General features: G+C 48.0%; 17 protein-coding genes, 1 pseudogene and 1 riboswitch. Of the genes and pseudogenes, 9 read left to right on the top strand and 9 right to left on the bottom strand.

All coding sequences use genetic code 11. The annotated features are described in order from the left end of the window. Positions 1-272 precede the first annotated feature (272 nt). Positions 273-4883, top strand: coding sequence for a PAS domain S-box protein (locus tag ACR6Z4_RS26150; protein ID WP_479720282.1), 4611 nt, complete (start codon positions 273-275; stop codon positions 4881-4883). On the opposite strand, the gene rsmI is transcribed toward ACR6Z4_RS26150, so the two are convergent. The 4 genes from rsmI to lexA form a co-directional block, all read right to left on the bottom strand. Beyond that, the gene (gene rsmI, locus ACR6Z4_RS26155) at positions 4872-5726 is read right to left on the bottom strand and encodes a 16S rRNA (cytidine(1402)-2'-O)-methyltransferase (protein WP_479720283.1); all 855 of its coding nucleotides are present in this window, start codon (positions 5724-5726) and stop codon (positions 4872-4874) included. The two genes, ACR6Z4_RS26150 and rsmI, sit on opposite strands and share 12 nt — an antisense overlap. Positions 5727-5927: 201 nt before the next feature. After that, positions 5928-6593: a hypothetical protein gene (locus ACR6Z4_RS26160; protein WP_479720284.1), complete on the bottom strand. Its 666-nt coding sequence runs from the start codon at positions 6591-6593 to the stop codon at positions 5928-5930. A gap of 310 nt (positions 6594-6903) precedes the next feature. Beyond that, the gene (locus ACR6Z4_RS26165; RefSeq protein WP_479720285.1) at positions 6904-7623 is read right to left on the bottom strand and encodes a DUF2726 domain-containing protein; all 720 of its coding nucleotides are present in this window, start codon (positions 7621-7623) and stop codon (positions 6904-6906) included. 370 nt (positions 7624-7993) lie between these two features. Continuing rightward, positions 7994-8623 carry a transcriptional repressor LexA gene (gene lexA, locus ACR6Z4_RS26170; RefSeq protein ID WP_479720286.1) on the bottom strand — a complete coding sequence of 210 codons (630 nt, stop codon included), beginning with the start codon at positions 8621-8623 and terminating at the stop codon, positions 7994-7996. 137 nt (positions 8624-8760) lie between these two features. Here lexA and ychF point away from each other — a divergent pair, with 137 nt between their 5' ends. Continuing rightward, a complete protein-coding gene (ychF, locus tag ACR6Z4_RS26175) occupies positions 8761-9852 on the top strand; it encodes a redox-regulated ATPase YchF (RefSeq protein WP_479720287.1) in 1092 nt (363 codons plus the stop codon). 146 nt (positions 9853-9998) lie between these two features. After that, positions 9999-10685 (top strand): 2-C-methyl-D-erythritol 4-phosphate cytidylyltransferase, encoded by a 687-nt coding sequence (gene ispD / locus ACR6Z4_RS26180; protein WP_479720288.1) that lies wholly within the window; start codon positions 9999-10001, stop codon positions 10683-10685. A 140-nt stretch (positions 10686-10825) separates the two neighbouring features. Here the strand turns inward: ispD and ACR6Z4_RS26185 are convergent, their stop codons facing one another. After that, positions 10826-12043 carry a DUF790 family protein gene (locus tag ACR6Z4_RS26185; protein WP_479720289.1) on the bottom strand — a complete coding sequence of 406 codons (1218 nt, stop codon included), beginning with the start codon at positions 12041-12043 and terminating at the stop codon, positions 10826-10828. A gap of 405 nt (positions 12044-12448) precedes the next feature. On the opposite strand from ACR6Z4_RS26185, the gene ygfZ reads away from it, so the two are divergent. From ygfZ to ACR6Z4_RS26215, 6 genes are all read left to right on the top strand, one after another. Further along, on the top strand, positions 12449-13504 hold the full coding sequence (gene ygfZ, locus ACR6Z4_RS26190) for a CAF17-like 4Fe-4S cluster assembly/insertion protein YgfZ (protein WP_479720290.1): 1056 nt from the start codon (positions 12449-12451) through the stop codon (positions 13502-13504). Between the two features lie 100 nt (positions 13505-13604). Beyond that, positions 13605-14609, top strand: a complete 1005-nt coding sequence (locus tag ACR6Z4_RS26195; protein ID WP_479720291.1) for an alpha/beta fold hydrolase — start codon at positions 13605-13607, stop codon at positions 14607-14609. Between the two features lie 212 nt (positions 14610-14821). Continuing rightward, the gene (locus ACR6Z4_RS26200; RefSeq protein WP_479720292.1) at positions 14822-15550 is read left to right on the top strand and encodes a phytanoyl-CoA dioxygenase family protein; all 729 of its coding nucleotides are present in this window, start codon (positions 14822-14824) and stop codon (positions 15548-15550) included. Between the two features lie 445 nt (positions 15551-15995). Further along, positions 15996-17459, top strand: coding sequence for a DICT sensory domain-containing protein (locus ACR6Z4_RS26205; RefSeq protein WP_479720293.1), 1464 nt, complete (start codon positions 15996-15998; stop codon positions 17457-17459). A gap of 96 nt (positions 17460-17555) precedes the next feature. Further along, positions 17556-18185 (top strand): pentapeptide repeat-containing protein, encoded by a 630-nt coding sequence (locus tag ACR6Z4_RS26210; RefSeq protein ID WP_479720294.1) that lies wholly within the window; start codon positions 17556-17558, stop codon positions 18183-18185. A 255-nt stretch (positions 18186-18440) separates the two neighbouring features. Then, a riboswitch (cyclic di-AMP (ydaO/yuaA leader) is annotated at positions 18441-18621 on the top strand. Between the two features lie 898 nt (positions 18622-19519). Then, a complete protein-coding gene (locus ACR6Z4_RS26215; RefSeq protein WP_479720295.1) occupies positions 19520-21412 on the top strand; it encodes a right-handed parallel beta-helix repeat-containing protein in 1893 nt (630 codons plus the stop codon). Between the two features lie 370 nt (positions 21413-21782). Here the strand turns inward: ACR6Z4_RS26215 and ACR6Z4_RS26220 are convergent, their stop codons facing one another. The 4 genes and pseudogenes from ACR6Z4_RS26220 to ACR6Z4_RS26235 form a co-directional block, all read right to left on the bottom strand. Then, on the bottom strand, positions 21783-22418 hold the full coding sequence (locus ACR6Z4_RS26220) for a hypothetical protein (RefSeq protein ID WP_479720296.1): 636 nt from the start codon (positions 22416-22418) through the stop codon (positions 21783-21785). Between the two features lie 789 nt (positions 22419-23207). Beyond that, positions 23208-23681 carry a hypothetical protein gene (locus ACR6Z4_RS26225; protein WP_479720297.1) on the bottom strand — a complete coding sequence of 158 codons (474 nt, stop codon included), beginning with the start codon at positions 23679-23681 and terminating at the stop codon, positions 23208-23210. Positions 23682-23710: 29 nt separating this feature from the next. After that, entirely contained in the window at positions 23711-24346 is a 636-nt protein-coding gene (locus ACR6Z4_RS26230) for a hypothetical protein (protein ID WP_479720298.1), read from the bottom strand. 383 nt (positions 24347-24729) lie between these two features. After that, positions 24730-24975 (bottom strand): annotated as a pseudogene (locus ACR6Z4_RS26235) (IS701 family transposase); the annotation flags it as partial.

Consider the following 24975-nt stretch of genomic DNA (forward strand, 5'->3'; position numbering starts at 1 on the left):
GCAATACTTAGACTCGACGATACCAATTTTGAATTCAGTCTAGGTAATGTTATGCTCTCCAGAGCAAAATAGTGACCGGGTGAAAAGCATTACTTTTCAACACATCATCAGGCATAACTCGATTGAGTCAGGCTACAATCTCCACACGATGAAAACCACTCCTGTGAAATGCCGCCCGTGATCTGTGAGAACCTGATCAGTGCGTAGATATAATACCTCAAACGATTCAAGGACTCGTTCTCATCCCCTTTAAATGTTGTTACTGCCGAACCATGCCCAATTCATCGTCCCAGCCAACGTCTCCCCAGGACGACGGCAATAGCCGCAACTCTCAAGCATCTTCATCTGTTCTGTCTAATACAGCAACGGTGCTCCTTGTGGATGATTCGGACGTTGATCGGGTGATCTACAGCCGCTATCTCATGGCTGATACAGATTGTTCTTACCGTCTGCTTGAAGCAGAAACATTGCAGCAAGGGTTAGATCTGTGGCGATCGCATCAGCCAGATGTGGTTCTGGTGGATCTGAATTTACCAGACGGGGATGGACTGGAATTTTTGGCAGAGATGGGGACAGGCTACCCCGACGAGAAATTACCCGCAATCATCCTGACGGGACAGGGGGATGAGCGGGTTGCGGTACAGGCAATGAAATTGGGGGCAACCGATTATCTGATCAAGAGAGATATTACGGCTGTTGAACTTTGTACGTGTGTTAGCCGAGTTCGCGATCGCATCATCCTGTCTCGGCGATTAGTCCGATCGCAACAGCAAGAAGCCATCATTGCCAAAATGGCGCTTCATATTCGGCAATATCTGAAATTGGAAGAGATTTTGGGTACGGTCGTCCAGGACGTGCGTGAGTTTTTGGTTGCCGATCGGGTGCTGGTTTATCAATTTAATCCTGATATGAGCGGCACGATTGTCTCGGAATCAGTCACTTCACCCTGGTCTCCTTGCCTAAATGCGCAAGTTGTGGATACTTGTTTTCAGGAAAACCTTGGTGGAGCCTATCAAGAGGGCAGAATTTTTGCTGCCTGCGATATTTATCAAGCAAACCTGACGGATTGTCATGTGCAGCTCCTGGAGCAGTTTCAGGTACGGGCGAACCTGGTCGTGCCCATCTTGATGCCCAACGGGCAGCCTCAGTTATGGGGTTTGTTGATTGCACATCAATGTGCTGCGCCCCGCGCCTGGGAGGAAAGCGATATTTGGTTGCTTCAGCAATTAGCGGTGCAGACGGCGATCGCCATTCAACAGGCAGAACTTTATGCATCGCTGCAAGCCCTCAACGCATCGCTGGAGCAGAAAGTTGAAGAACGTACCAGTGAATTATTGACCAGTGAGCGTAAATTTCGAGGCATTTTCAATCATACGTTTGAGATGATGGGAGTGCTGGATCTCACCGGCATGGTGGTAGAGGTCAATCAAACGGCGCTGAGCTTTAGAGACTTGCAGCTCGAAGAGGTGATCAACCAGCCGTTTTGGGAAACACCCTGGTGGGATATCTCTGAGACTGTGCAAGATCAACTCAAAGCCGCGATCGCCCGTGCTGCCCAGGGGGAAACAATTTCCTACGAAGTCGAGATATTGAATGCTGAAAATCTAGTCGTTCCAGTAGACTTTTCGCTGCATCCTCTATGGGATGAATCGGGAAAAATTGTCATGCTCATCGCCGAGGGGCGCAATATTAGCCAGTCCAAACAAACGGAAGCGACCTTACGTCTCCAGGCACAAGTGTTGGAAGACATTCATGACGGGGTAATTTGCACCGATGTGGATGGCACTATTCTCAGTTGGAACCGTGGCGTCGAGCAACTCTATGGCTATACGGAAGCTGAAATGTTGGGCCAGAATGTTGGTATTCTCTATGAAAATTTTGAGCATCTTCAGACAGAAGTAATTACACCGCTCTTAGCCAAAGGGCATCATGCGGCTGAAGTAGCTGTTATTGCTAAGTCAGGAAGGCGACTCTATGTTAACCTGCGCCTTTCTGTGATCAAAGACAATCAGGGCAATATTACCCATTTGATTGGTTGTGCTAATAACATTAGCGATCGCAAACATGCAGAATTTGCCTTAGCCGCCAGCGAAGCCCGAAGTCGTGCCGTCATCACCGCGATTCCCGATCTGATGTTTCGCATTGGAGCGGATCAAATCTATCGCGAGTTGGTCACACCTTATCGCAAGGTTGCGATCTTCCCGGAAGATTTTGATATTGTCGGTCGGTCGATTGCTGAGCTATTGCCTCCAGACGCCGCACAACGACAACGCTATTACTTAGAGCAGGCATTGCAAACGGGTGAATTGCAAATCTATGAGCAACACCTTTCCATTGGCGATCGCATTCAAGATGAAGAAGTGCGGATCATCAAGAGCGGTGAAGATGAAGTCTTAGTTATGATTCGCGATATTACCAGTCGCAAACGCGCCGAACAGCAGCTCCAGACCCTCAATCAAGAACTTGAAGCTAAAGTTACCGAACGTACCACAGAGCTGCAAAACCTATCGGAACGCCTTGCTCTGGCGCTTAAATCAGGAGCATTTGGGTATTGGGACTGGAACATTGTCCACAACGTCAAGTTTTGGGATGAGCGGATGTATGAGTTGTATGATATCCCGCCGCAACCGGATGCTTCTCTGCCCTACGAGATGTGGATCAATCGGCTCCATCCAGATGATCGGAACGCTACAGAATCACTACTCTGGCAAGCCATTGCAGGGCAGGCTGACTACGACACCGAGTTTCGCCTGGTGCATTCGGATGGCAGCATCCATTTTATCAAGGCGTATGGAATAGTGGTGCGCGATGCTCAGGGCAATCCTCAGCAGATGATTGGCATCAATTTTGATATTAGTGCGCTGAAACGGATGGAGTTTGAACTCGCCGAAAGCGAAGCAAAGTTCCGACGGTTGGTAGAAGGCGCTAACGACGTCATTTGGTCAACAGACTATCTTGGTATCTTCAACTATCTTTCACCCCAATTCCAGACGCTCTTTGGTTGGGAACCTGGTGACTGGGTCGGCAAACCCCTCGTCGATCTCATCCACCCAGACGATCTCCCAGGCATGCTGAGTAATTACATAGAGATTCTTAGGACTGGGCAAGCCTTTAACACGATTGAGTTCCGGCATCTCCATCGCGAGGGGTACTACATCTGGGTGAGCATCAACGCCACACCTATCGTCAACGCTGACGGCATCGTTGTGGGTGCTCAAGGGATTTTGGCAGATATTAGCGATCGCAAACATGCTGAGCTTGCCCTGCAAGAAAGTCAGCGGTTCATTCAACAAATTGCGGATGCGTCACCCAATGTTCTCTACTTGTATGACATTCAGGAACAGCGCAGTGTCTACACAAACCGGGAGGTTGCCAGTACATTGGGCTATACTTCAGACCAAATCCAGACGATGGGATCTGATTTTTTACTAAATCTCCTGCACCCTGACGATCAGGAACTGATTGCGACGCACTTTGAACGCTTGACTCTGTCTGCGGGTGGTGAAGTGTTTGCTATAGAATATCGGCTCAGACATGCTGACGGTGAATGGCACTGGTTTTATAGTCGAGATTTAGTCTTTAGTCGTGATTCAGAGGGACAGGTCAAGTTCATTATTGGTGCGGCTCAGGATATCACCGATCGCAAACGTGCCGAAGTTCAACTGATGCAAACCAACGAAGAACTTGCCCGCGCCACTCGGCTTAAAGATGAATTTCTTGCCAATATGAGCCACGAATTGCGGACACCCCTGAATGCCATTTTGGGCATGTCGGAAGCTTTGCAAGAACAGCGCATGGGTTCATTAACTGAACGTCAGCAGAAGGCAATCACCACGGTCGAGAAAAGTGGACGGCACTTGCTGGAATTGATTAACGATATTCTTGACCTGGCAAAAATATCATCGGGCATGTTAGAACTTTATCTGACGCCTGTTTCAGTGCCTCATCTTTGCGATGCCAGTTTACTGTTTGTCCGGCAGCAAGCATTCCGCAAGAACATTCAAGTCATCACAGATATTCCAGCCGATATCGCGTCAATCATCATCGATGAGCGCCGCATCCGGCAAGCATTAATTAACTTGCTGACCAATGCGATAAAATTTACCCCCGAAGGAGGGCAGATCGGTCTTAGTGTGGCAGTTGGCTGCGGCACTTCCTGGCGTGGCAATGCAACAATTCCTGACCAATTCAAATCTCAAGATGTGCCGCTGATCTTATTCCAGGTGACGGATACGGGCATTGGGATTGCACCTGATGATGTACACCGATTGTTCCAACCCTTTGTCCAAATAGATAGCCGTATGAATCGTCAATATGAAGGCACTGGCTTGGGGTTGGCGTTGGTAAAGCAGTTTGTTGAATTGCATGGTGGTCAGGTAGCGCTTGCAAGTACGTTGGGTGAAGGCAGTTGCTTCACTGTTGCCTTACCCTATCAGGTATCCTCGCCGTCTCCGTCTGATCCCGACCTCAGCAGTACTGCACCCGCTTCAGAAGAATCGATCCTGGATGATGCGATCGCACCCCTGATTCTGCTGGCAGAAGACAATGAAGCCAACCGAGAAACTTTCTTTGACTACCTTTGCGATCGCAACTACCGGGTGATTTTGGCTAACAATGGAGAAGAAGCCGTAGCACTGGCAAAAGCTCAACAACCCGACCTCATCTTAATGGATGTGCAAATGCCGGGGATGGATGGATTAGAAGCAACCCGTTTGATTCGATCTGACCCGCAACTTGCTTCTGTGCCCATCATTGCCCTGACAGCCCGTGCGATGGAAGGGGATAAAGAATCATGCCTGCGCGCAGGAGCCAATTACTACCTGAGCAAACCAGTGCGGTTAAAACGGTTGGTCGAAATTATTCAGCAGTTATTACAATCCTGAAGGGTCAGGAATTGCCAGTGCCAGTTGATAGATCTCCCGACGAGGTAGAGATGTTTGTTTTGCCAGTTGGCGACTGGCTTGCGATCGCGAAAAGCCTTGCCGAATCAGGTCTTGCAATTCAGCTTTAAGAGCAGATTCAGACAGTTGAGGGTGGCTACTTTCACAACCGGCAACCACAACGGTATATTCTCCTTGAGGATCGTGTTGAGTATAATGGGCGATCGCTTCGGTAACGGTGCCGCGCCAAAATTCTTCGTGCAGTTTGGTCAATTCTCGTGCCAGCACAATCGAGCGATCGCCCCCAAATGCTTCAGCCAAATCTTGTAACATTTGTCGGATACGGTGGGGTGCTTCATAAAAAACCAGAGTGCGAGATTCTAATTGCAGTGATTCCAATCGTTCACGCCGTTCCTGTCCCTTCGCGGGCAAAAAACCTTCAAACACAAAGCGATCGCTGGGCAACCCTGACGCACTGAGAGCCGTCACCACCGCACTGGCTCCCGGAATTGGTACCACCGGGAACCCTTCTTCGACACAGGCTTTGACCAATTCATAGCCAGGGTCAGAAATTCCCGGCATCCCGGCATCCGTCACCAGAGCGATCGCTTTTCCCTGCCGCAATCGGGATAGTAGTTCTGTTAAGCGGCTGATGCGGTTGTGGTCATGATAACTAATTTGCGGCTTGGTAACTTGAAAGTGTTGCAGCAACTTTCCTGTATGACGGGTATCTTCAGCGGCGATCGCATCCACATTCTGCAAAACAAAGACAGCCCGGAAGGTCATATCTTCCAGGTTGCCGATAGGAGTGGCGACGACATATAGGGTTCCGGGCTTAATTTCCATGTAGCCTATTGTAGACCGACACCTACCCCAGACGAGTTAGTATCTCTTCTATTCATCCAAAAATAAGGTCATTTCGGCTCTCCTTAAGAATCCTGGTAGTCCTAAAAAAGTAATAATTTTTTGTGGTGCGGGCGTCGCCCGCACCACAAAAAATTATTATATGAATACCATTACCCTAATTCTTAAACAATGAAACTAAGCTTATGATTGAAGCTCCCCAAATCTGACTTTTTTAAGATTCTCATATCTGTTTTGCAACTCTTGAAAGTTATGTTCAATTAATGAGAAAATCTTCTCGGGAAACGGCTCATTCAGATCAACAGGATTAACTTTGTGTAGTTCTTTGATAGAACGAATTGTTTTGTAAATGGCAACATGCTTGATGTACTTTAATAACTCATTGATTAACTCTTTGCTGTTAGCAAAGTCACCCACTAAATGAATCTTAGACTCTATAATTTCAACGATTTCTTGATGCTTCCTGAGAATAAAATCTCGTTCTATAACGTCACTGGCAGATGCAGGTAAAACATTTTTATCGGCACTCAACGTTTTGATCCGCTTCCACATTACGTTATCTTTTTCTAATCTTAAATATATTGGCCAGTAAAACTCAGAAATTTGTCTTTCTATAAACTCAAGTTCCGCATTGTATTGAGATATCGTCAGCTGATTCTCTAATTCAGAAATATGTTGCTTCTGTTGATTCTCTAGCTCCGCGATGAGTTGTCTTTGATGATATTTTTCATTAGTCTCATTCTTAAATATCTCAAATCGTTTATTCAGCCAATAACCTGCGGCTAAAACAATACCTCCCAGTAAAACTTTATCAATCACTAATTCCACTATCTTTTCAGACAACGCCATGTAAAAATTCCTCCCTCACAATGCCCCATATCTAATCCATTTAACCTCATCTGTTCTGCCCGAAGCAACGCAGTGTATTAGGTACCTATTCGTATGCTTACCCAACGTATCGAATCAACAAAATACGCGCTAAAATTTTAACTCGTAGCTTTTTAAGTTTGCTAGATGCATACAGAAAAGCGATCGCTTTCTTACCCTAGAAGAGGGAGAGATAGGCGATCGCCAGACCATAAGCAAAAGCTACTTCTTTTAGCTACCCATTGTGATTTCAATCCTACGCGGTTCGCTACACAACTTTACGTAGACCCGATTATGGGTTGCCCAAAATCTGCCCCTTGCACGTTGGATAGTGACTACAACCCCACATTTTGTTACCTGCATTGGCTCCGCGCTTAATGGTTCTCAGAACCATCTGTGATCCACATTTTGGGCATACGGGCGTAGCCGGGTGTTCAGTATTTTTTTCTCTGGATGTGGCTACGGTTTTATGGGTCGTTTTCACAGGTTCCATTGGGTTGGCGAAGTTTGTCCCTAACACCTCAACCAAAGCTGATCTGACCTGGGAGACCGAGTGTGAGCCTTTGGTTGGAAACCGCACTAAAGAAAGACCTGCCACCCGGCAAGCTTCATTCACAAAGGATGAATCTTTTGCTTTTTTAGTGTCCTGCTGATGGGATAAATCATCAAGCTCAATGGCACACACAACCTCAAGTGTATCGTGATGGCAAAGTACAAAATCGACCGACTTGAAGTTGATGCGATTCTGAGCAGAGGTGCGCTCTGATTTAGCGGTACCAGACTTGACGGCAAGAAGATCGGCAAGCCTTACCCGAGCATAGATGCGATAGTGTTGACCGATCGCCTGTTCCAAAACCGTCAGGAAAGACCGCTCTATGGATGATAGTAATGCGCCCTTCTTAACATAGGGATAGTTGAATGAGCCTTTACTCGTCGATATATTCTTCTGGGTCGCGACAATGACCGCAATAATGATCACGATCAGCAGCAATGCTATGACGATCCACCCCATCTCCTGATTACTCCCTATCTATTAACAGACTCGCTGGAGCCGAGAAACGCCTGATAGTCAGATGCATCGTAATTGACAGCGTTTGCGCGACTTAGCTCGATCGCGTTGACTTGCGACCTTAACCAGAGTTCCCTGGCATTGTCCCAATTAAACATAAACCCTTGAAACTTTGTGCTACTGGTGCAATGGGTAACACAGGCTTTTAAGATCTCGGTTTTAATTTAGATAGAGTACTTGACTGACTGATTGCGATCGCTATCCAGTTTTGGCTTCGACAGAGTTTGTTTAAGGTAGCTCATTTTAGTCAGCCGTTTTTGTGGCGCGGGCGATGCCCGCGCCACAAAGATCAGGCGTTGCTTTTTAGAACTTCCTAAAGTTGCAGGGGCATCAGGTCGCGATGAACGCCAACCACAACGCCTTGAAGTTGTACTTTATCGATTTCAACTCTGCGGCTTTGATAGCGTTCGTTGGCGGGTTTTAACACGACCCAACCCTCTTCAAATTCAAGATATTTCAGGGTTGAGCCTTCACCTTCAACCCATACGGCAGCAATATCCTGTTTTTTGAAGAGCCATAGATCTGGCTCTGGACGCACCACCACAAAATCTCCATCGCAAATATGTGCATTGATCATGCTATCCCCATACACCCGCAGGGCATAGTCACTCGGTTTATAGCGTGAGCCTAAATCGATCTGGTCTTGCATATCGCTGGGATGCTCGACCACTACCCCTGCCTGGATCGCACCTAACACCCGAAGAGTCGGCTGAAATATTTGCGGCACCGTCTGCTGAAGAATTTGGAATGAGCGGGATTTGCCATCTTCCCAATTGATGTAACCCTTATAGCGTAATTCTTTTAATAAAGATTGAATTTTAGATTGCGATTTTTCCCCCATCGCCTGCTTTAAATCTCGAATCGATGGCGGGAAGTGGTATGTTCGAATATACTGCTTGAGGCAGTCGAACAGGCGCTGCTCATTGGGAAGGAGAGATTCCATGAGAAGTAAACCAAACTTTTTATAAGAACTATTGTACTATTGAAATTCAGGGAATGACCATCCCCCGAATGGGCGATCGCTCATCTATGACCGATTAAGCGCTAGACTAAAATGCTGGACGCTTTGCTGAGATTGACATGTTAAGAGCCGGGATTGTCGGACTGCCCAACGTCGGAAAATCGACCTTATTTAATGCGGTTGTTGCCAATGCCAAGGCACAGGCTGCAAACTTTCCTTTTTGTACGATCGAACCCAATGTGGGCATCGTGGCGGTGCCAGATGAGCGCTTGCAAGTGCTTGCCAAAATTTCGGGATCGGCAGATATTGTTCCGGCGCGAGTTGAGTTTGTTGATATTGCCGGATTGGTCAAGGGAGCCAGTAAAGGGGAAGGCTTAGGCAACCAATTTTTAGCCAATATTCGTGAAGTCGATGCCATTGTGCATGTGGTGCGTTGTTTTGAAAATGACGACATTATCCACGTAGCTGGCTCGGTCGATCCATCGCGCGATATTGAAATTATTAATCTGGAATTGGCATTATCAGATCTGGCGCAAATTGAGCGTCGTGCCGATCGCACTCGTAAACTTGCGAAAACCAGTAAAGAGGCTCAGGCAGAACTCGCCATTCTCGAACAATTAATCGCAGTTCTCAATGAAGGCAAACAAGCTCGTCAAGTTGATTTGACGGAAGAAGAAGAGTTAATCGTCAAACCTCTGGGATTGTTGACGCGAAAGCCGATTATTTATGCGGCAAATGTCTCGGAAGATGACTTAGCCAGCGGCAATGAATGGGTGGAACAGGTCAGGGCGATCGCCACTCAAGATGATGCGGAAGTGATCATCGTCTCGGCGCAGGTAGAATCTGAATTGGTCGAACTGCCTGAAGCAGATCGAGCAGAATTTCTTTCCTCTCTGGGGGTTGAAGAAGGCGGATTGAAAACGCTGATTCGTGCGACCTATCACATCTTAGGATTGCGGACGTACTTCACCACGGGTCCAAAAGAAACCCGCGCCTGGACAATTCATGCCGGAATGCTGGCACCCCAGGCAGCCGGAGTGATTCATTCAGACTTTGAACGGGGGTTTATTCGGGCAGAAACCGTTGCTTATAAAGACCTGGTTGAGGGTGGCTCGATGAATGCCGCTAAAGAAAAAGGCTTGGTTCGCAGTGAAGGCAAAGAGTACACGGTGCAAGAAGGGGACGTGTTACTGTTCCGTTTCAATGTATAGCTAGTGTTGCAAACATGACATTTTGCAACATGGGGGTTTGGGGGCTGCGCCCCCAAGAGGGGGTTTTACCCCCTCCACCCCCTCTAAAACTTTTAAGTTGGTGTACTCGCAACTATTCAAAACTTGAAACTTAAAACAAATTAACCGTGTATCTTTTAATTCCAGCCGCAGGATCGGGTCGGCGTATGGGGAGCGATCGCAATAAACTGCTCTTACCGTTATTGGGCAAGCCCTTACTTGCCTGGACACTGTTAGCCGCACAGCAATCTCGCTCGATTCAATGGATCGGGATTATCGGTCAGCCGATCGATTTCCCAGATTTCAAGGCATGGGTGAGCGAGTTAGGTATGACGGATCAGGTGCAGTTGATTCAAGGTGGGAGTACACGCCAAGAATCTGTTTACTTCGGCTTAAAAGGGCTTCCGGCTGAAGCAGACCATGTTTTGATTCATGATGGTGCCCGGTGTTTAGCAACACCGGATTTGTTCGATCGCTGTGCGGAAGCAATTTTGCAGTGTGCAGGCTTGATTGCTGCCATTCCCGTAAAAGATACCATCAAGATTGTGAATCCCGACTCTCGCTTGATTGAACAGACCCCCGATCGCAGCAATCTCTGGGCAGCACAAACGCCGCAAGGGTTTGAGGTAAAGCCCTTGCTTGATTGTCATGAAACAGGCATTCGTCAGGGCTGGGAAGTGACGGATGATGCGGCATTGTTTGAACAGTGCGGTTTGCCCGTCAGTATTGTGGCAGGGGAAGAAACCAATTTGAAGGTAACAACCCCTGTTGACTTGGCGATCGCCGAATTTATTCTTCGTCAACGGCAAATTTAATTGGCAGTGAGATGAATGTGAACGTGAAACCAAAAGTTTCACGTTCACATTCATCTCAGAATCAGAAACGCCGATTAATTTAGCTTTTGAGGATGCAAGGCTCAGCCTTGCATCCTCAAAAGCTGGACAACACAATCCCGTTAATCCAATGCTGCCAAAACGACTTTGGGAGATAGCTTATCTTTGAACCAGATGACCTTGGCAGGGGTATCACTGATTTTGACGCCCGCTTTTTCTAAATTTAGCCGCTCCGATACTGCCAAAATCAGGTTATCGCAGCCCGACTGACGCACCTGAGAAAACTTTTTACGCAAATATTCAGGTCGCCAGTAACCAACAATTTCTAACAAAAACACACGCCCATCGGGATGCACCAGGCGAAAGTCGGGAATCATCACACTGCCAGGGATGGGAATCAGATCGACTTCTCGTTCCAGTCGCCAGTCCGTTTTTAAGGCATCCCAGCGATCCGCAAAAGACGCTTCTAGCATACTGTCGTAGGGTTTGCCGGGGGGATAGTGGCTGACCAATCCACAGTCAGAATTGAGGCTAAAATAGCGCGTTTTTGGCATGTTGGTGTAGCTATCGCGCACCTGAAGTTCGGCTTTGAGGTTCCATTTGGTCACGTGCAGCAGGGCAGGAATCAATTTGGCAATGTCGGTGCCATAGCGGGTGCTGGGATTGAATAAGCTGGCGGGCCCATCGATGGTAATAGTAAAGCCGTGGTCGGCATCGCCTTCGATATATGCCATCAAGCCAAACAGTTTGAGGTAACGAAACAGAAGCTTATATTCCCCCGGATCATTGCGGTGGGCAGTGATGGTAATATGGCTGGCTTTATAGAAAATCCCCTGGACTTGTGACAGGTTATAGCGATGCAGTAAGGCTTCTGGAGTTGGTGCCTGAAACTGAGTCAAAATCCGGTTTTCTATCAGATCGGCGTACAGACCTGCCCGAATTTGAGTTGGCAATACTTCCTGTTCCAGTTCAACACTCAACTGATCTGCCAGGGTTTGTAGCGTGGCGATCGCTGTTTGGGGTAAAGGTGCTGCCTGGGCAGAGAGGGCAAAAACTCGTTGCCGCAACAGTTGCGGATCGAGCGGACTGACGATTTCAAAGGTACTGAAAGTTTCACTTTTGAGCAGGTGTGCCAAGCCACGTTTTACTCGATAGTCGGTGTCTTCACCTTCTAGCTCTTGCAGGTGACGGTTGAGGTCGCCCTGGGTTTGACTAACCGTCGTTTGAAACAGATGAATTAAATCAGTGGCGATCGCCAAACTCTTGTCTTTAATCGGCAAGCGCTTTGGTTCCAGTTCTTCCCCTCTGGGGCGATTGATCAACAGATCGGTTGGCAGCATAGACGGCAAGATTTGGGCTTTCGTTCTGATCAATTTTGCCAGATACTCAAGATATGTAGCGCAATCCCACATGGCTTGTGAGAGGCGCACCCCTGCGGGGTGCGCCTCTCACAAGCCGCTGATCTGACCTATCATTGAGGACGGTCATAGCACTTCGCGCCTGGATAGACTACGGTTGTTGTGTACTACCAATTTTTTATGAAGACGCACCCAACCGATAACCCCCTGTAGTCCCCCTTGGCAAGGGGGACGGCGACAGCCGGGGGTAAATGTAGGCGCAGCCTTATATAAAGATGAGAGAGCCGTGCAGAGCGCGGCTCTCTCACAACATCTTGTACGTCCCGTTGGATCAACGCCCAAAATGGAAGGGTTGATAATCACCATAGCCCCATCCGAATCTACCCTATGATGCAAGCCTTACACGAGCAACAGACCGCAAACGGTGCCACCTTTATCACCCTTGCCGAAAAAACGATACCTGCCAGCTTTGGCAATGATGCAGATGCGATCGCAGCCCTTGAGACTGGCGTAGCCGTGTGCGATCGCAGCCATTGGGGCAGACTTCAGGTGTCTGATGCCGATCGCATTCGGTTTCTGCACAATCAAACGACCAACGATTTCCAAATCCTCAAACCGGGGCAGGGGTGCGATACGGTCTTTGTCAACTCCACCGGACGCACTTTAGATTTAGTAACGGCATACGTGACGGATACAGCCGTTTTGTTGCTTGTTTCTCCCCAGCGTCGCCAATACCTGCTGGATTGGATGGATCGGTTCATCTTTTTTGCCGACAAAGTTGTGGTTAAGGATCTGAGCGCCACCACCGCTGCGTTTAGTCTGCTGGGGTCGGGCAGTGACGCATTGCTGCAACGCTGGGGTGCAACGGCGATCACCGGACAACCCTATGCCAGCCATGCGGTGTTCAACATCAACGGCATCGACGTTCGGATTGCGGTTGGCAGTGGCTTGACGACGCCCGGTTATACCTTAATCACTGACGCAACGGATGCCGCAACCCTCTGGCACACTTTAATCGAGGCAGGGGTTGTGCCCATGGGGGAGACTGTTTGGGAGCAACTGCGTACCTTGCAAGGTCGTCCTATGCCCGATCGGGAGCTAACCGAAGAGTTTAACCCGCTCGAAGCCGGACTCTGGCACACCATTTCCCTCAGCAAGGGGTGTTATATCGGTCAAGAAACGATCGCCCGATTGCACACCTATCGAGGGGTAAAACAGCAGCTCTGGGGCGTGCAACTCGACCATGCGGTTGAGCCAGAAATCCCCGTAATGCTCGGAGAGGAAAAGATCGGCAAACTCACCAGTTGCACCCAAACCCCGGATGGCTATTTTGCTCTGGCTTATATTCGCAGTAAAGCGGTAGCTGAGGGATTAACGGTGCAAATTGGCGATCGCACTGGCACACTGGTGTCGGTTCCCTTCGTCAGCCATGAGTATATTTGAAGGCAGCATGTGACGATGGTTTGGGGGGTGAATCCTACGGGTTCATCCCCCAAACGACTATCATTGCCCTACCCCGCAGTAATACCTCAGGACATCGGTAATGGTGGATTTAGTCAAAGTACTTCTGCTGATGGTCACCACGCTGTATCAGGCGATCGCTTGTTGGCGTGAAGACCAAACACTCCCCCCCGGTCAATGGGTTGATGTGGGTGGCTATCGGTTGCATCTCCAGGTGGTCGGCGATGCCCAGCCTACCATTGTCTTAGACCACAGTTTGGGGGGCAGTGAAGGGTATGTACTGATCGAACAATTGGCAACCTTAGGGCGGGTATGCATCTACGATCGAGCAGGCTATGGATGGAGTGACCACAGCCCAAAACCACGCACGAGTCAAAGCATTGTCACCGAATTGGATACGGCATTGACGCAAGCAGGGGTGATGCCGCCTTACATTTTGATAGGCGACTCCTTCGGCAGTTATAACGTGCGACTGTATGCTGATCAATTTCCTGATAAAGTAGCTGGCATGGTGCTGACAGACGGACTCCACGAAACCGGAATGTTGCAGATGTCGGTGCCACTCAAAGCATTATGGCTGTTCTTTGTTTCGGGATTTTTCATGTCTACGGTGGGGTCAGGGTTAGGAATCGTTCGACTGTTAGAACGGATTGGTGTATTTGAATGGCTTAAGCCTGAATTAACGCAATGTTCTGCATCAAGCTTACGACCGATCAAACGTTCGTTTTGTCGCCCCAAACATTGGATCACCATGAGTCGGGAAATGCTCAATCTGCGTCAAAGCGCCCGCCAGGTTCGCAATACTCAATCATTAGGAACAATGCCGTTGGTGAGTATTAAATCCCATTCTTTCTTTAAACCGTCGATGTGGACGGCTGTTGTGCCGCTGCGTCATGCAAATCAGTTGCGCGATCGCATGCATGTTGAATTGCTCCGCCTATCAACCGACTCCGTTCAACTGCAAGCCGATCAGAGCGGACATTTTGTCTGGATTGATCAACCGGAGGTGATCATCGATGCGGTCAAGATCATTCTGGATAAAATTGAGCCATCCCGATTATCTTCGCCCAAACAACCTTTTTGCTAAGGATCGTGGATTTAATCAAACCGAAGCCTTATTTTTGTCAGCGCGGCGGAGCCGCGCTGACAAAAATAAACGTCCGGGTTTTAATTAATTTGTGATCCTAAACCTGCGATCGCATCTGTAGCTTATGGGTAGTGGTATTCACGTCATGTTTTTTGTGGCAGGGGCGTCGCCCCCGCCACAAAAAATCATTACTTTTTTAGGACTACCAGCTTATGAATGATTTGGAACGATATTTGTTTGATCTTCAGGGATTTATTGTGGTTGAGGATGTGCTAACGGTAGCAGAGCTAGATGCCCTCAACCAGATCATGGATCAACAGATTGCCGCGTTACCCCAGCCCGATCAATCGTGTCTACGGTTTGATGGCATGTTGTCCTGGGGGCAGCCCTACCGATCGCTGATTGATCAGGCTCGCATTATTCCATATTTGGTCGAATTGTTGGGCAAAGACTTTCGTCTCGACCACGACTATACCCATATTATTCGTCAGGGACGCGGTCCGATTGGGTGCCATTTGCATGGAGGTGGCACGCCCTACGACCCCGGTCAATATTATCTCTACAAAGGCGATCGCATGTACAACGGCTTAACCACCGTTGCCTACAACCTCACAGATGTTTTACCTGGAGACGGTGGATTTGGCTGCATTCCCGGTAGCCACAAAAGCAACCTGCCCTTGCCCCCCGACTGGCGATCGCTGGAGCAGCCCCCCGACTGTGTTCGAGAAATTGCAGGCAAAGCCGGATCAGCCATAATCTTTACCGAAGCCCTGAGCCACGGAACGATGCCCTGGCGCGGTCAATCAGAACGCCGCACCCTGTTCTATAAATATTCCCCGTTTCCGTCTGCTTGGTCGCGGAGCTATTACAATGCCGATGACTATGCCGACCTCAGCGATGCCCAACGTCAGCGCTTAAAACCACCGGGAGTTTATCCTTAACGAGTCGCCCTAAAAAAGGAATGATTTTTTGGTGTGTGCCGCGCGGAGCGTGGCACACACCAAAAAATTTAACCCTATCCAGGCGCGAAGCACGGTATAGCTTTACGTAATCACGTTAGGACGTTGGGGTGTGGGGCGGTGCCCCACGCAGGGGTTTTACCCCTGCACCCCGTCCCAACCCAAGTACGTAGCGATATATAGCAATATGCAGGTTGATTAAGTACAGGGGGTGCAGGGGGCGGTGCCCCCTGCGTGGGGGTTCCACCCCCACACCCCGTACTCAACCCAAGTGGGTAGCGATATAAAAGAAAATCATGAATTTCATGAGAAATAAGATTTAGATTTGTTAAGATAGCCTCAAGTCTGAGAGAATGCAGGTATAAACCAATGATTCTCTCTGTTTTCATAGAATTTTTTATCTAGCTGTTTTTTGAAATTTGTCAGCATGTTAGCAGGCTCCATTCTCCAAAAATTGCAAGAGGCTCATCAACTAGCCGATGGCAGAGGGCGATCGCTTAATTTTGGCGTGTACTACAAAAACACCCTGGTTGCCCTGTGTCATGCGTTAGAAGATGCCATTTTGACTGAACCTTACTCGCCGTTGGTGATTACAGCCTTCCAGCGGGGCAAGTGGTATTTAGAAGAAGCCGAGCGTTACCACGACATTGCCCAGCAGTCTCGCCAGATTGTCATCATGGCAGCACCCGATGCCGGATTCGCAGAACACCCGACCAGCCAATTGGATAATGTCGCCCTGGTGGGATTAACTCCGACTGACCCCGTTGCCCAGGAGTGGCATTTGATTGTGGTGTCGCCCAACTACACGGCGATGGTGTTGTGCCAGGAGTTGACTGAGGCAGAGTATGGAGCCTACGGACTGCCCAAAGAAGATCGAGAACGTAAGTTTTATGGGTTGTGGACGTTTGAGCCAAGCCTGGTGCAAGAAACAGCCGCACTGGCGATCGCCCATATTGGTACTTACAATCCAGCCCTGCAACAGAAATTAGCAGCTCAACTGCAAGACATTCAAGCCCAGTGCCAGCAGCAAAACGCCCTTTGTGGCTTACCCACTGCCGATAACCTGGGTGAAATTGTCTCTCGCGTCGTGGATTATCTACGGATTAGCCAACAGGATTTGCTGCAAACTGTGCAGTCCTACGAGTTCCTGAACCAGCGAGGGTTAGACAGCAACCTGTTATCGAATGAATTGCAGGCATTTCTGCGAGTCGCCCAGTTGATTGACCAGACCGATCTGAGCAATCCTATGGCTGCCGCAGAGGTGGCTACCCTAGCCGAAACGATGGGACAATTGCTTGACCTGCCTGCATGGCAACTCCATCGGCTGCGGTTGTCGGGGCTATTACACCGATTGGCATTCTTACAAAGTTTCACCGCCGAGCTGACACCGGGCGTTCCGACCCAGAACGCAGAAACTCCCAGTGTGCCGCTGACCTGCTCCCTGATCCCAGGCACCCAACTACTGCGACGGATGCAACGGATGAAAGCGATCGCCACTATCTTGACCCATCAAACCGAATGGTGGGATGGATCGGGTCAGCCTGCGGGATTGGAATGTGATGAAATCCCGATTGAATCGAGAATTTTGGGTTTAGCCTCCGCTTTTCAAAAAGAACTGGCGATCGCTCGTTCCAGCCATCCGACCGAAGCCAACCCCAGCCTGGGTTCACCCGAAGCCATGCAGCAAGCCCTGGCGGTTTGTCAACAACAGCAAGGTCAACGATGGGATCCCAAACTGGTTGAGGTTCTGCAATTATTAGTGAATGGCTTGTGCCAGGGAATTCATTTACCGATCGCATTACCCAAAATTGCTATGGGGTTATGGATGCTCGACTCCCATTCTGAAGAAGAACTTTTGCGTCTGGGGCAACCCTTAGAATCACGTAGTTAATCGTTGTCAGCCCCGTGCTAAACGCATTAAGCTGGGCTTCTCATATTTACACTAGTTCATCCGTTTCCCTCCATTACCCCTTCTACTCACCAGACTATGGATACTGAAGCAATCCGAGCAGGCAAACTCAAGCATCTAGCCGGAGCAGACTTAGAAGACGAAGACCTGTCAAAGATGAATTTGAGTAATGTCAACCTGGCAGGCGCAAATTTGGTGGGTACCGACTTCAGCCACGCTAAACTGTCGGGGGCACGTCTGGATGGAGCCAATTTAGCCGGGGCGCGACTGGTTGGAGCAGATTTGCGAGCAAATCTTCTGGGTGCCAATTTGATGCAAGCAGATCTACACGAAGCGGATCTGCGCGGCAGCAATCTGCGCGGTGCCAATTTAATGCAAGCCAATCTTAGCAGCACTATTTTTGCCGGGGCATTTCTCAGTGGTGCAAATTTAATGGGAGTTAACCTGCAAGGCGTTGATTTGCGAGGGGCAGATTTACGGGGTGTGAATCTGAGCAACGCCAATCTGCAAGGGGCAAACCTGAGTCAGGCAGATCTGCAAGGGGCAATGCTGAGTGAGGTCAACCTGGAAGAAGCCGATTTGCGCGATGCCAATCTGGCGGGTGCCAACCTCACACGAGCCAACCTGCTTTGCGCTGAATTGTCGGGTGCCAATTTAGAAGGAACCAATCTCGCAGGTGCGTGTTTAACCGGAACAATATTGCGGTAATCGCAAGCGTTTCCTATGAGACATTGATCTGTGTGAAAACTGGCGTTGCCAGTTTTCACATAGATCAATGTCTTTTTAAGGGCACGGGTCGGTGGTCAATCGCTATATTTGCTACAAGCGGCATCCATCCATCAATTCGGAGAATACCGATGTTGGTGTAAATCGCTTGATGGGGGAGGTTGACGCAAGCAAAATGCAATGTTAGGGTATCTCTGAAACTTAATACCTTGTCAGCCTAATCTGGACTTTACTTCATTTGAAGGCGCTCCGAAGTAAAACCAGAACGGAGGAACCCACTTTTGGGGGCTTATCTGCTAAGGAAAGACAGATGAGACATACCGGCGTCTACTGTTTTTGTTGGCTCATCTCCTATGCAGAAGGACATTTCTCAGTCCTAGCCCGTCAGCTAACTTCGTCGGCAGTGAGGAAAGACTGAAGGATCAGTATTTTTTACTTCATCCTAGATCACCTTGGTTTTTACCAGGATGTGATTCCTTTGCATCAATGTTCAATCGGTCATGACATTATTCCAATTCTTTAAATTCTAGGGTGTTGCTGAATCTCATATAAATTTGCTGATTGTTTTGATTGGAAGCAAAGCCTCCAATCAAAGCCCCCTTGAGCAAACCAATCAAACCAATCAAACCAATCAAATTTGCCAGAGGTCTAGTGAGAATGTAGCAATACATCCTTTCTCCAAATCATCATGTCTAGAACACTATCTTCAGAACTCATCCAACAGTGCTTAGGATCGTGGATTAAATAAGATCGAATATTGGATCGTTTGTAGGGGCGAACGGCCGTTCGCCCCTACAACAAATCATCGGAGTTATTTAATTCCCATTCCTTAGAGGATGTTTTAAAGGTCTTATTGCCGGTAGCACGATGTTTCAGATCCCCCTAAATCCCCCTTCAAAAGGTGGACTTCCGAACCAATTCCCCCCTTTTGAAGGGGAGCTAGGGGGGATCAACCCGTGCTTAAAATCACAATAGTCCACTTTTCAAACACCCTCTTAGAAGCGTTGGGTTTTCTACCCTTCGGGTACGAAAAATTAATGTTCTAGGTAGGCTCAAAATGGGTACAGAGAACGAATTTTGCTGAGTATTTTTTGCGATCGCATTTTGTCAAACGTTTGGTTTGTCCCTAATTTATCAAGGTGATATAGCAACCGAAGGACTGGTTAGGACAGGGGGTGCGGGGGCTATGCCCCCGGACAGGGGTTCCACCCCTGCACCCCGTCCTAATTAACCATTCAATTGCTATAACTGTTCGCTAACTGCTAATAGCCAACAGCTAATCACTAATCGCTATTAGACCTTTGGAGGAAAAAACCATGGCAAAGATTACTGTCACGACGACAGCTGATAGTGGCAAAGGGTCACTCCGGGCAGCGATCGCCAATGCTGATGCGGGAGATACGATTCAGTTTGCAGCGTCGCTTGCCAATCAAACCATTACGCTGACCAGTAAAGGCTTACGGATTGACAAAAAGCTAACGATCGACGGGAGCAATGCACCTGGTTTAATCATTAGCGGCAACAAAACTGTTCGTATTTTCAATGTCAAAACAGAAGGCACCAGCTTCACCCTCAAACATTTGATTCTGGAAAAAGGCTTTATTGACAATGATTTGGGCGGTGCCATTCATACTGAAGAACGAGCCAAATTAACCATTGAAAATTGCCAATTTAGAAATAATACGTCCCGTGGCGGTGGAGCCATCTTTGTGCGCGATCGCAGCACATTGAAAGTGATTGACAGCCAGTTTACCAACAACAATGGTGCCAAGTATGGTGATTTGCAAATGAGTAGTGGTGCCATTGGAACCCTGCGAAAATGTAATGTCACCATTCAAAATAGCCAGTTTAAAAACAATCGGGGGATTAATGGTGGTGCGATTTATACCATCTTCAGCAATCTGACGATTGAACAATCTACATTTCTAAAAAATGATTCAACAGCAGGCGATCGCTTGACTGCCGATATGCCTAAAGGTTGGGGAGGGGCAATCTATGCAGACGGAGCCAGTATCCCTAATGATCCTCGGTTTTACAATGATGCTGAAAATGGCGATGCGGTTGGCGGCAAAATTATCATTACGGACAGTCGGATTGACGGCAACAAAGCGGCTGGAGAGGGGGGCGGACTCTATCTGTTTGGCTATCCTCAAGATCAAGTAGTGATTGAAGGATGCATCATTATCAATAACAAAGCCATCAAATCCCAAAAAGGTGAATCAATCGGCGGTGGATTGCGCTTGGGACCGACTCGGCTGACCGTGCGCAATACTACCTTTGCAAACAATACAGCATTTCAGGAAGGTGGGGGCTTATGGTATACCGGAGAGTCACCAGTCCGGTTGATTAACACTACCTTTTCGGGCAATAAAGCCAGTGGTGGCAACGATACAGGCGAAGGGGGTGCGATTTATAATCGCCAATGGGCATCGCAAACCTTTATCACGAATTCAACGTTTTACGATAACTATGCTGGCAATCAAGCGGGTGCCATTTATCGATTTAAGCGACCCATCACCGTTACCAATTCTATTTTTGACAGCAATGGTGCGGGGGCAAATCGTAAACATCGTCAGTCTAATAGCCAACTGATTGATGGGGGTGGCAATATTCAATTTCCTACATTACTGCCGGGTGAACTCAAAATTACAGCCAATGTTCGCCTGGTCGATCCCAATTTGGGAGTGCTTGAAGACAATGGGGGAGGTGTTCTTACCCTGGCGTTGCTGGCAGGTAGCCCTGCCATTAATGCGGGCATCAACGATGGTGTCCCTAGCGTCGATGGACGCGGCTTTCAGCGTGATGGACAGATTGATGTCGGTGCCTTTGAATTTGGTGCAGTGGCGATCGCCAATACTTCTATCACCACTAGCTTGACGACGCGCAGCCGTAGCCTGAGTGATAGTCGCGATCGCCTGTTGGGCAATGCTGCCAATGTCCCCTTAACAGGCAATGTTACTGCCGATGAATTGACCATGCCCACCAGCACCTCTGCTGCCAGTACTACAACTGCCGAAACGATTCAAGAACCTGTGTTTGTTGCAATTCCAATCAATCCCTTGGAGCGCTCTACCCCCTTCATGATGATGGCGATCGACCCTGGTTTACTGACAACCCAGACACCATGGGGCACCGGGGAAATTGCCAACGTCGGGGTGGGTGGGCATGAATCAGCGATAAATGCAGGTCTGTTCAGTATGCCAACATGATGCCGCCTGGAATGCAATTCATACGCATGATATCGAAGTTTTGAAGATTGAAAAGCTTTGAAGATTGAGCTTGAATCGAAGCCATAGCCGATGAACCAGCCCAATCTCTCAATACCAATCAGCCAGGACGAGATCCACAGGGTTCGCATCCAAGGAGAGGATGCAGTTATCGCCCTGATTGAAGGATTATCGGAACGGATTGGATAGCTGGAAGTCCACCTGAAAACGCAAGGCATTGATGTGCTGGACGCTCTCAAACAAGTCCTGACTTGCAATGTCTCGATCGTTCACGGCAAGAGGCTGGTTAGGTTGCTGCCATCACGCTTTGCCTTGAATCCAGCAAAGTTTACAGAGGTTCTCATGTCATTTTTTAGTCATCCCCAGTCTGGAGATCGAGAAAGTGGCAAATGAGCACCGCGCTTTTGTGAGAGTTTGCTTCCATGTCAAATCGATCATAATCATGAGCAACGATCTTTTTGCCGTCCTTCAGCACAATCACTAATCGACCCATTGGACCAAACTTTCCACCCGATTGTTGCTGCACAATCGCATCCGCAATCTGGTCTAGCGGATACGTCGTGGTTCGTGTCCCCAGTAGATTACGCCGTCGTAAGGTTAGTTGCTTGGTATACTTGCTGATCTCCAAAGTCACCACTATACCCAAAACATTAAACAGTCCTGAAAATGCCAGACAAAGTATGACGCAGAAAAGAATATAGGGTCGCTCATCCCTCTGGGTTTTAAAGCTCAATTGCTGAGAATTATCCAGAAACTGCTGAATCTCCTGAGCAATTCCCGGTGAAAGGTCAGTACTGGCGCTATCCACGATCGTGACCATTCCTTCTGTCGTGCGCAAATCAATCCGATAACGAGGTGAACCATTTTTTTGGAAGCCTTCCGGCTCCAGACTGATCCCTTCGATCTGTTGTAGTTGCCAACGGCGTTGACTTTTGGCGATCCAACTGTGATGGGTTAACGTGCATTGTCCTTGGGTGGAAGATGACAAGTCGCGATTACAGTCAAAAGTGTCCCAGGTTGCCCCCAAAATCGTGAGTAAACAAATTATTCCGCAGGTATTGAAAACACTAACAAGCATCCACTTAAACCAGGGGTAGAATTCCATGATCAGCTTATTTGGGGTTTTATAAATGACTTTCATGGGTTATGGTTCTTTGGAAGCTTACGTAAGGGAAATCGCAAAGCTTTTAAGGTTAAGATGCCCAGAAATACCTTTGGATATGACCGGAATACGATCCTTTAGTCAACTTATATTTTTCTGCCTGAAAGGAAGTTTTACTGTTTCAAAAAAATAAGCCATCAAGCACGACGATTGGTAGTGATTTTATATAGTGATTTTCGTGCCAAAAATCATTACATAAATACCACTACCTTCGGCATTTACAGCGCTTCGCGCTTGGATATGTTCAGTTTTTTTGTTGTGTGCCGCGCTCCGCGCGGCACACAACGAAAAAACTGTGGCTTAAGAAATTGAAAATTGCTGTAGGTCGAGTCGATCAAACACTTGAGAGCCACCTTCAATTCTCAGGAATTTAGGGTGCTGAATTCGATGTTGGATTCAACTGAGCACAAGCAACGAATCGAGTGACCATTCTTTGAGTAGGCATCTGCCCTTCACATGTCAATGAATTCAGCGGTTGCCCTGCAAATTTATCAGTTTGGCTAACCCGCATCATGGCTACCGAAAAAGAGGTGGTAAAAGCAGCAAAAACACCTACCCAAGCCCATATATACTTGTGCATCACAAAGCTAGAGTGCTGCATAGCGATATCCTTCTTTATTGCAATGGAAGATAAGGAAACAACGGATGCCACGACATTACAGTGGCTAATGTAAATAGACTAAACGTCCAGAAGAACAGCGTTCTCGGTTTAATTTGCTTGTGCTTCAAAATTGGATAGAGAATTGCCAGGCTAACCAACCAACCGATAAGCAGTACTGTTTCTTTACCAGCGTAGCTACCAATATTTCCCCACATTAGATCAGAGTTCACACTACCGGGTATCCAACTGCCCAACTTAAGTAAAGCCGCCTCGCGAGCCTTTGATGTATCGGAAAGATGATGTGCCACCATCATCACTACTGCACCAATTCCGCCACTCAGCAAAAAAGCTGCTGCCGGTCCCGAAGTGGCAGGTGGGTTCTTTGACCCGTTGTGAAGGACTTTAGGAAATTGCTTCAAGCCATTCCACCATTGAATGTAAAAAGGTAGTGGCTTGTTTGTGCGTGGACGTGATATTTGCTGATTCATCATTCACCTTCCTTAAGAACAATAAAACATTACAGCGCATGAATTTTGGCAATGCCTAAACCCGTAACAAACCCACCCATTGCAAAAAACATCATTGCCATCAAACCAATGCAAGTAACAGCCAGAACCGGGCGGTTCTGTTTCTCTAAAATTGCATCGCCATACCTCCACAAAATCCAAGTACAAGCCACACCCAACGGCAGCGTAAATAGCACACTAAATTCGTGATACTCCATCAACACGTATTGACCCAAGGGCGAATTTTCTTTAAGCCAAGCCCGTGCCCCACCAAAATTGATGTCTGCTCTGTAACGCATATAAGCCAGGTTGCCTGTGGCAATACCCAAAGCCGTGATAACTGTTGACCAAAAGGTCAGCGTTCGCATTTGGGGCAAAACTTTGGCGGAGCCGCGCAGTAACGGAAACGCTAAGTGTCCGGCGTAAGCTACAACAACGGTCGTTAACATAGCTCCAATGCCATGAATCAACCCGATCGATCGCTGCCATGGACTGGGATGCAGCAGGTTGACAAAGGGCAGAAACAAAAATAGCCCAGCCGCAAGAATTGCCAACCCATAAACACTGACCGTGGCAATGTCCAATGTTTTGGGAAACTGAGACGGGATAGCTTCTGCGACGAGGGGATCAGGTTCTGATTGATACATCAGTCATACTCCAGATGAAAGAACTTGCAGGATAACTACTCGTGTAAACACTAAATTTTGCATAGAGAAGATGAGGGACTGCACCCCTTCCACTCCCGCCGAAACCGTTAATTTGGTGTGCTACGTATGCCCAAGCAGCGGTAGAGGAATTGCAATAAGAATTGACAGCACAAAACCTTGCCAGATAGGCAGATGCTTGTGCGCAAAAACATTTAGAGCAATGAGACTGAGGGCTTTAGCTTTAACTTAGTCAGTAAATTAACACTCACTAATGAGAATAAATATCATTAAATCAGCAAATGACACAAATTTACTAAAAAATTTTCTCAAGAAGATAGTCTTAGTGATGGTGAGTTATTCCTGTTATATCCCTCTTCCATCATTTAAGCAGAGTTAAATAAGATGCGACGTAGGAGTACATCGTGAATAACCGGACAGTAAAACTGCTGCATCCACTTAATCAATTGGGCAAATCCTTGCTCCAGAGTGGGAATGAAAAACACAGTTAACCACCGTTTGAGATGGTTAAAGGCAATCTACGGTTCAATCACCAACCGTAAATTATTGAGCAGATTTTTCCATCCCCGTTGATTGTCCCACCAGGGATGCTGCGTGAAGACTTGCCCAGC

The sequence above is a fragment of the Calyptranema fuscum S582 genome (assembly GCF_055793305.1).

Bases quoted from the DNA above. Each gene is read 5' to 3' on its own strand.
- ACR6Z4_RS26185 (WP_479720289.1), bottom strand. From the start codon at position 12,043: ATGCTGCCAACCGATCTGTTGATCAATCGCCCCAGAGGGGAAGAACTG.
- ACR6Z4_RS26205 (WP_479720293.1), top strand. From the start codon at position 15,996: ATGTTAGCAGGCTCCATTCTCCAAAAATTGCAAGAGGCTCATCAACTA.
- ACR6Z4_RS26215 (WP_479720295.1), top strand. From the start codon at position 19,520: ATGGCAAAGATTACTGTCACGACGACAGCTGATAGTGGCAAAGGGTCA.
- ygfZ (WP_479720290.1), top strand. From the start codon at position 12,449: ATGATGCAAGCCTTACACGAGCAACAGACCGCAAACGGTGCCACCTTT.
- ACR6Z4_RS26210 (WP_479720294.1), top strand. From the start codon at position 17,556: ATGGATACTGAAGCAATCCGAGCAGGCAAACTCAAGCATCTAGCCGGA.
- ACR6Z4_RS26200 (WP_479720292.1), top strand. From the start codon at position 14,822: ATGAATGATTTGGAACGATATTTGTTTGATCTTCAGGGATTTATTGTG.
- ACR6Z4_RS26150 (WP_479720282.1), top strand. From the start codon at position 273: ATGCCCAATTCATCGTCCCAGCCAACGTCTCCCCAGGACGACGGCAAT.
- ACR6Z4_RS26195 (WP_479720291.1), top strand. From the start codon at position 13,605: ATGGTGGATTTAGTCAAAGTACTTCTGCTGATGGTCACCACGCTGTAT.
- ychF (WP_479720287.1), top strand. From the start codon at position 8,761: ATGTTAAGAGCCGGGATTGTCGGACTGCCCAACGTCGGAAAATCGACC.
- rsmI (WP_479720283.1), bottom strand. From the start codon at position 5,726: ATGGAAATTAAGCCCGGAACCCTATATGTCGTCGCCACTCCTATCGGC.
- lexA (WP_479720286.1), bottom strand. From the start codon at position 8,623: ATGGAATCTCTCCTTCCCAATGAGCAGCGCCTGTTCGACTGCCTCAAG.
- ACR6Z4_RS26225 (WP_479720297.1), bottom strand. From the start codon at position 23,681: ATGAATCAGCAAATATCACGTCCACGCACAAACAAGCCACTACCTTTT.
- ACR6Z4_RS26160 (WP_479720284.1), bottom strand. From the start codon at position 6,593: ATGGCGTTGTCTGAAAAGATAGTGGAATTAGTGATTGATAAAGTTTTA.
- ACR6Z4_RS26165 (WP_479720285.1), bottom strand. From the start codon at position 7,623: ATGGGGTGGATCGTCATAGCATTGCTGCTGATCGTGATCATTATTGCG.
- ACR6Z4_RS26230 (WP_479720298.1), bottom strand. From the start codon at position 24,346: ATGTATCAATCAGAACCTGATCCCCTCGTCGCAGAAGCTATCCCGTCT.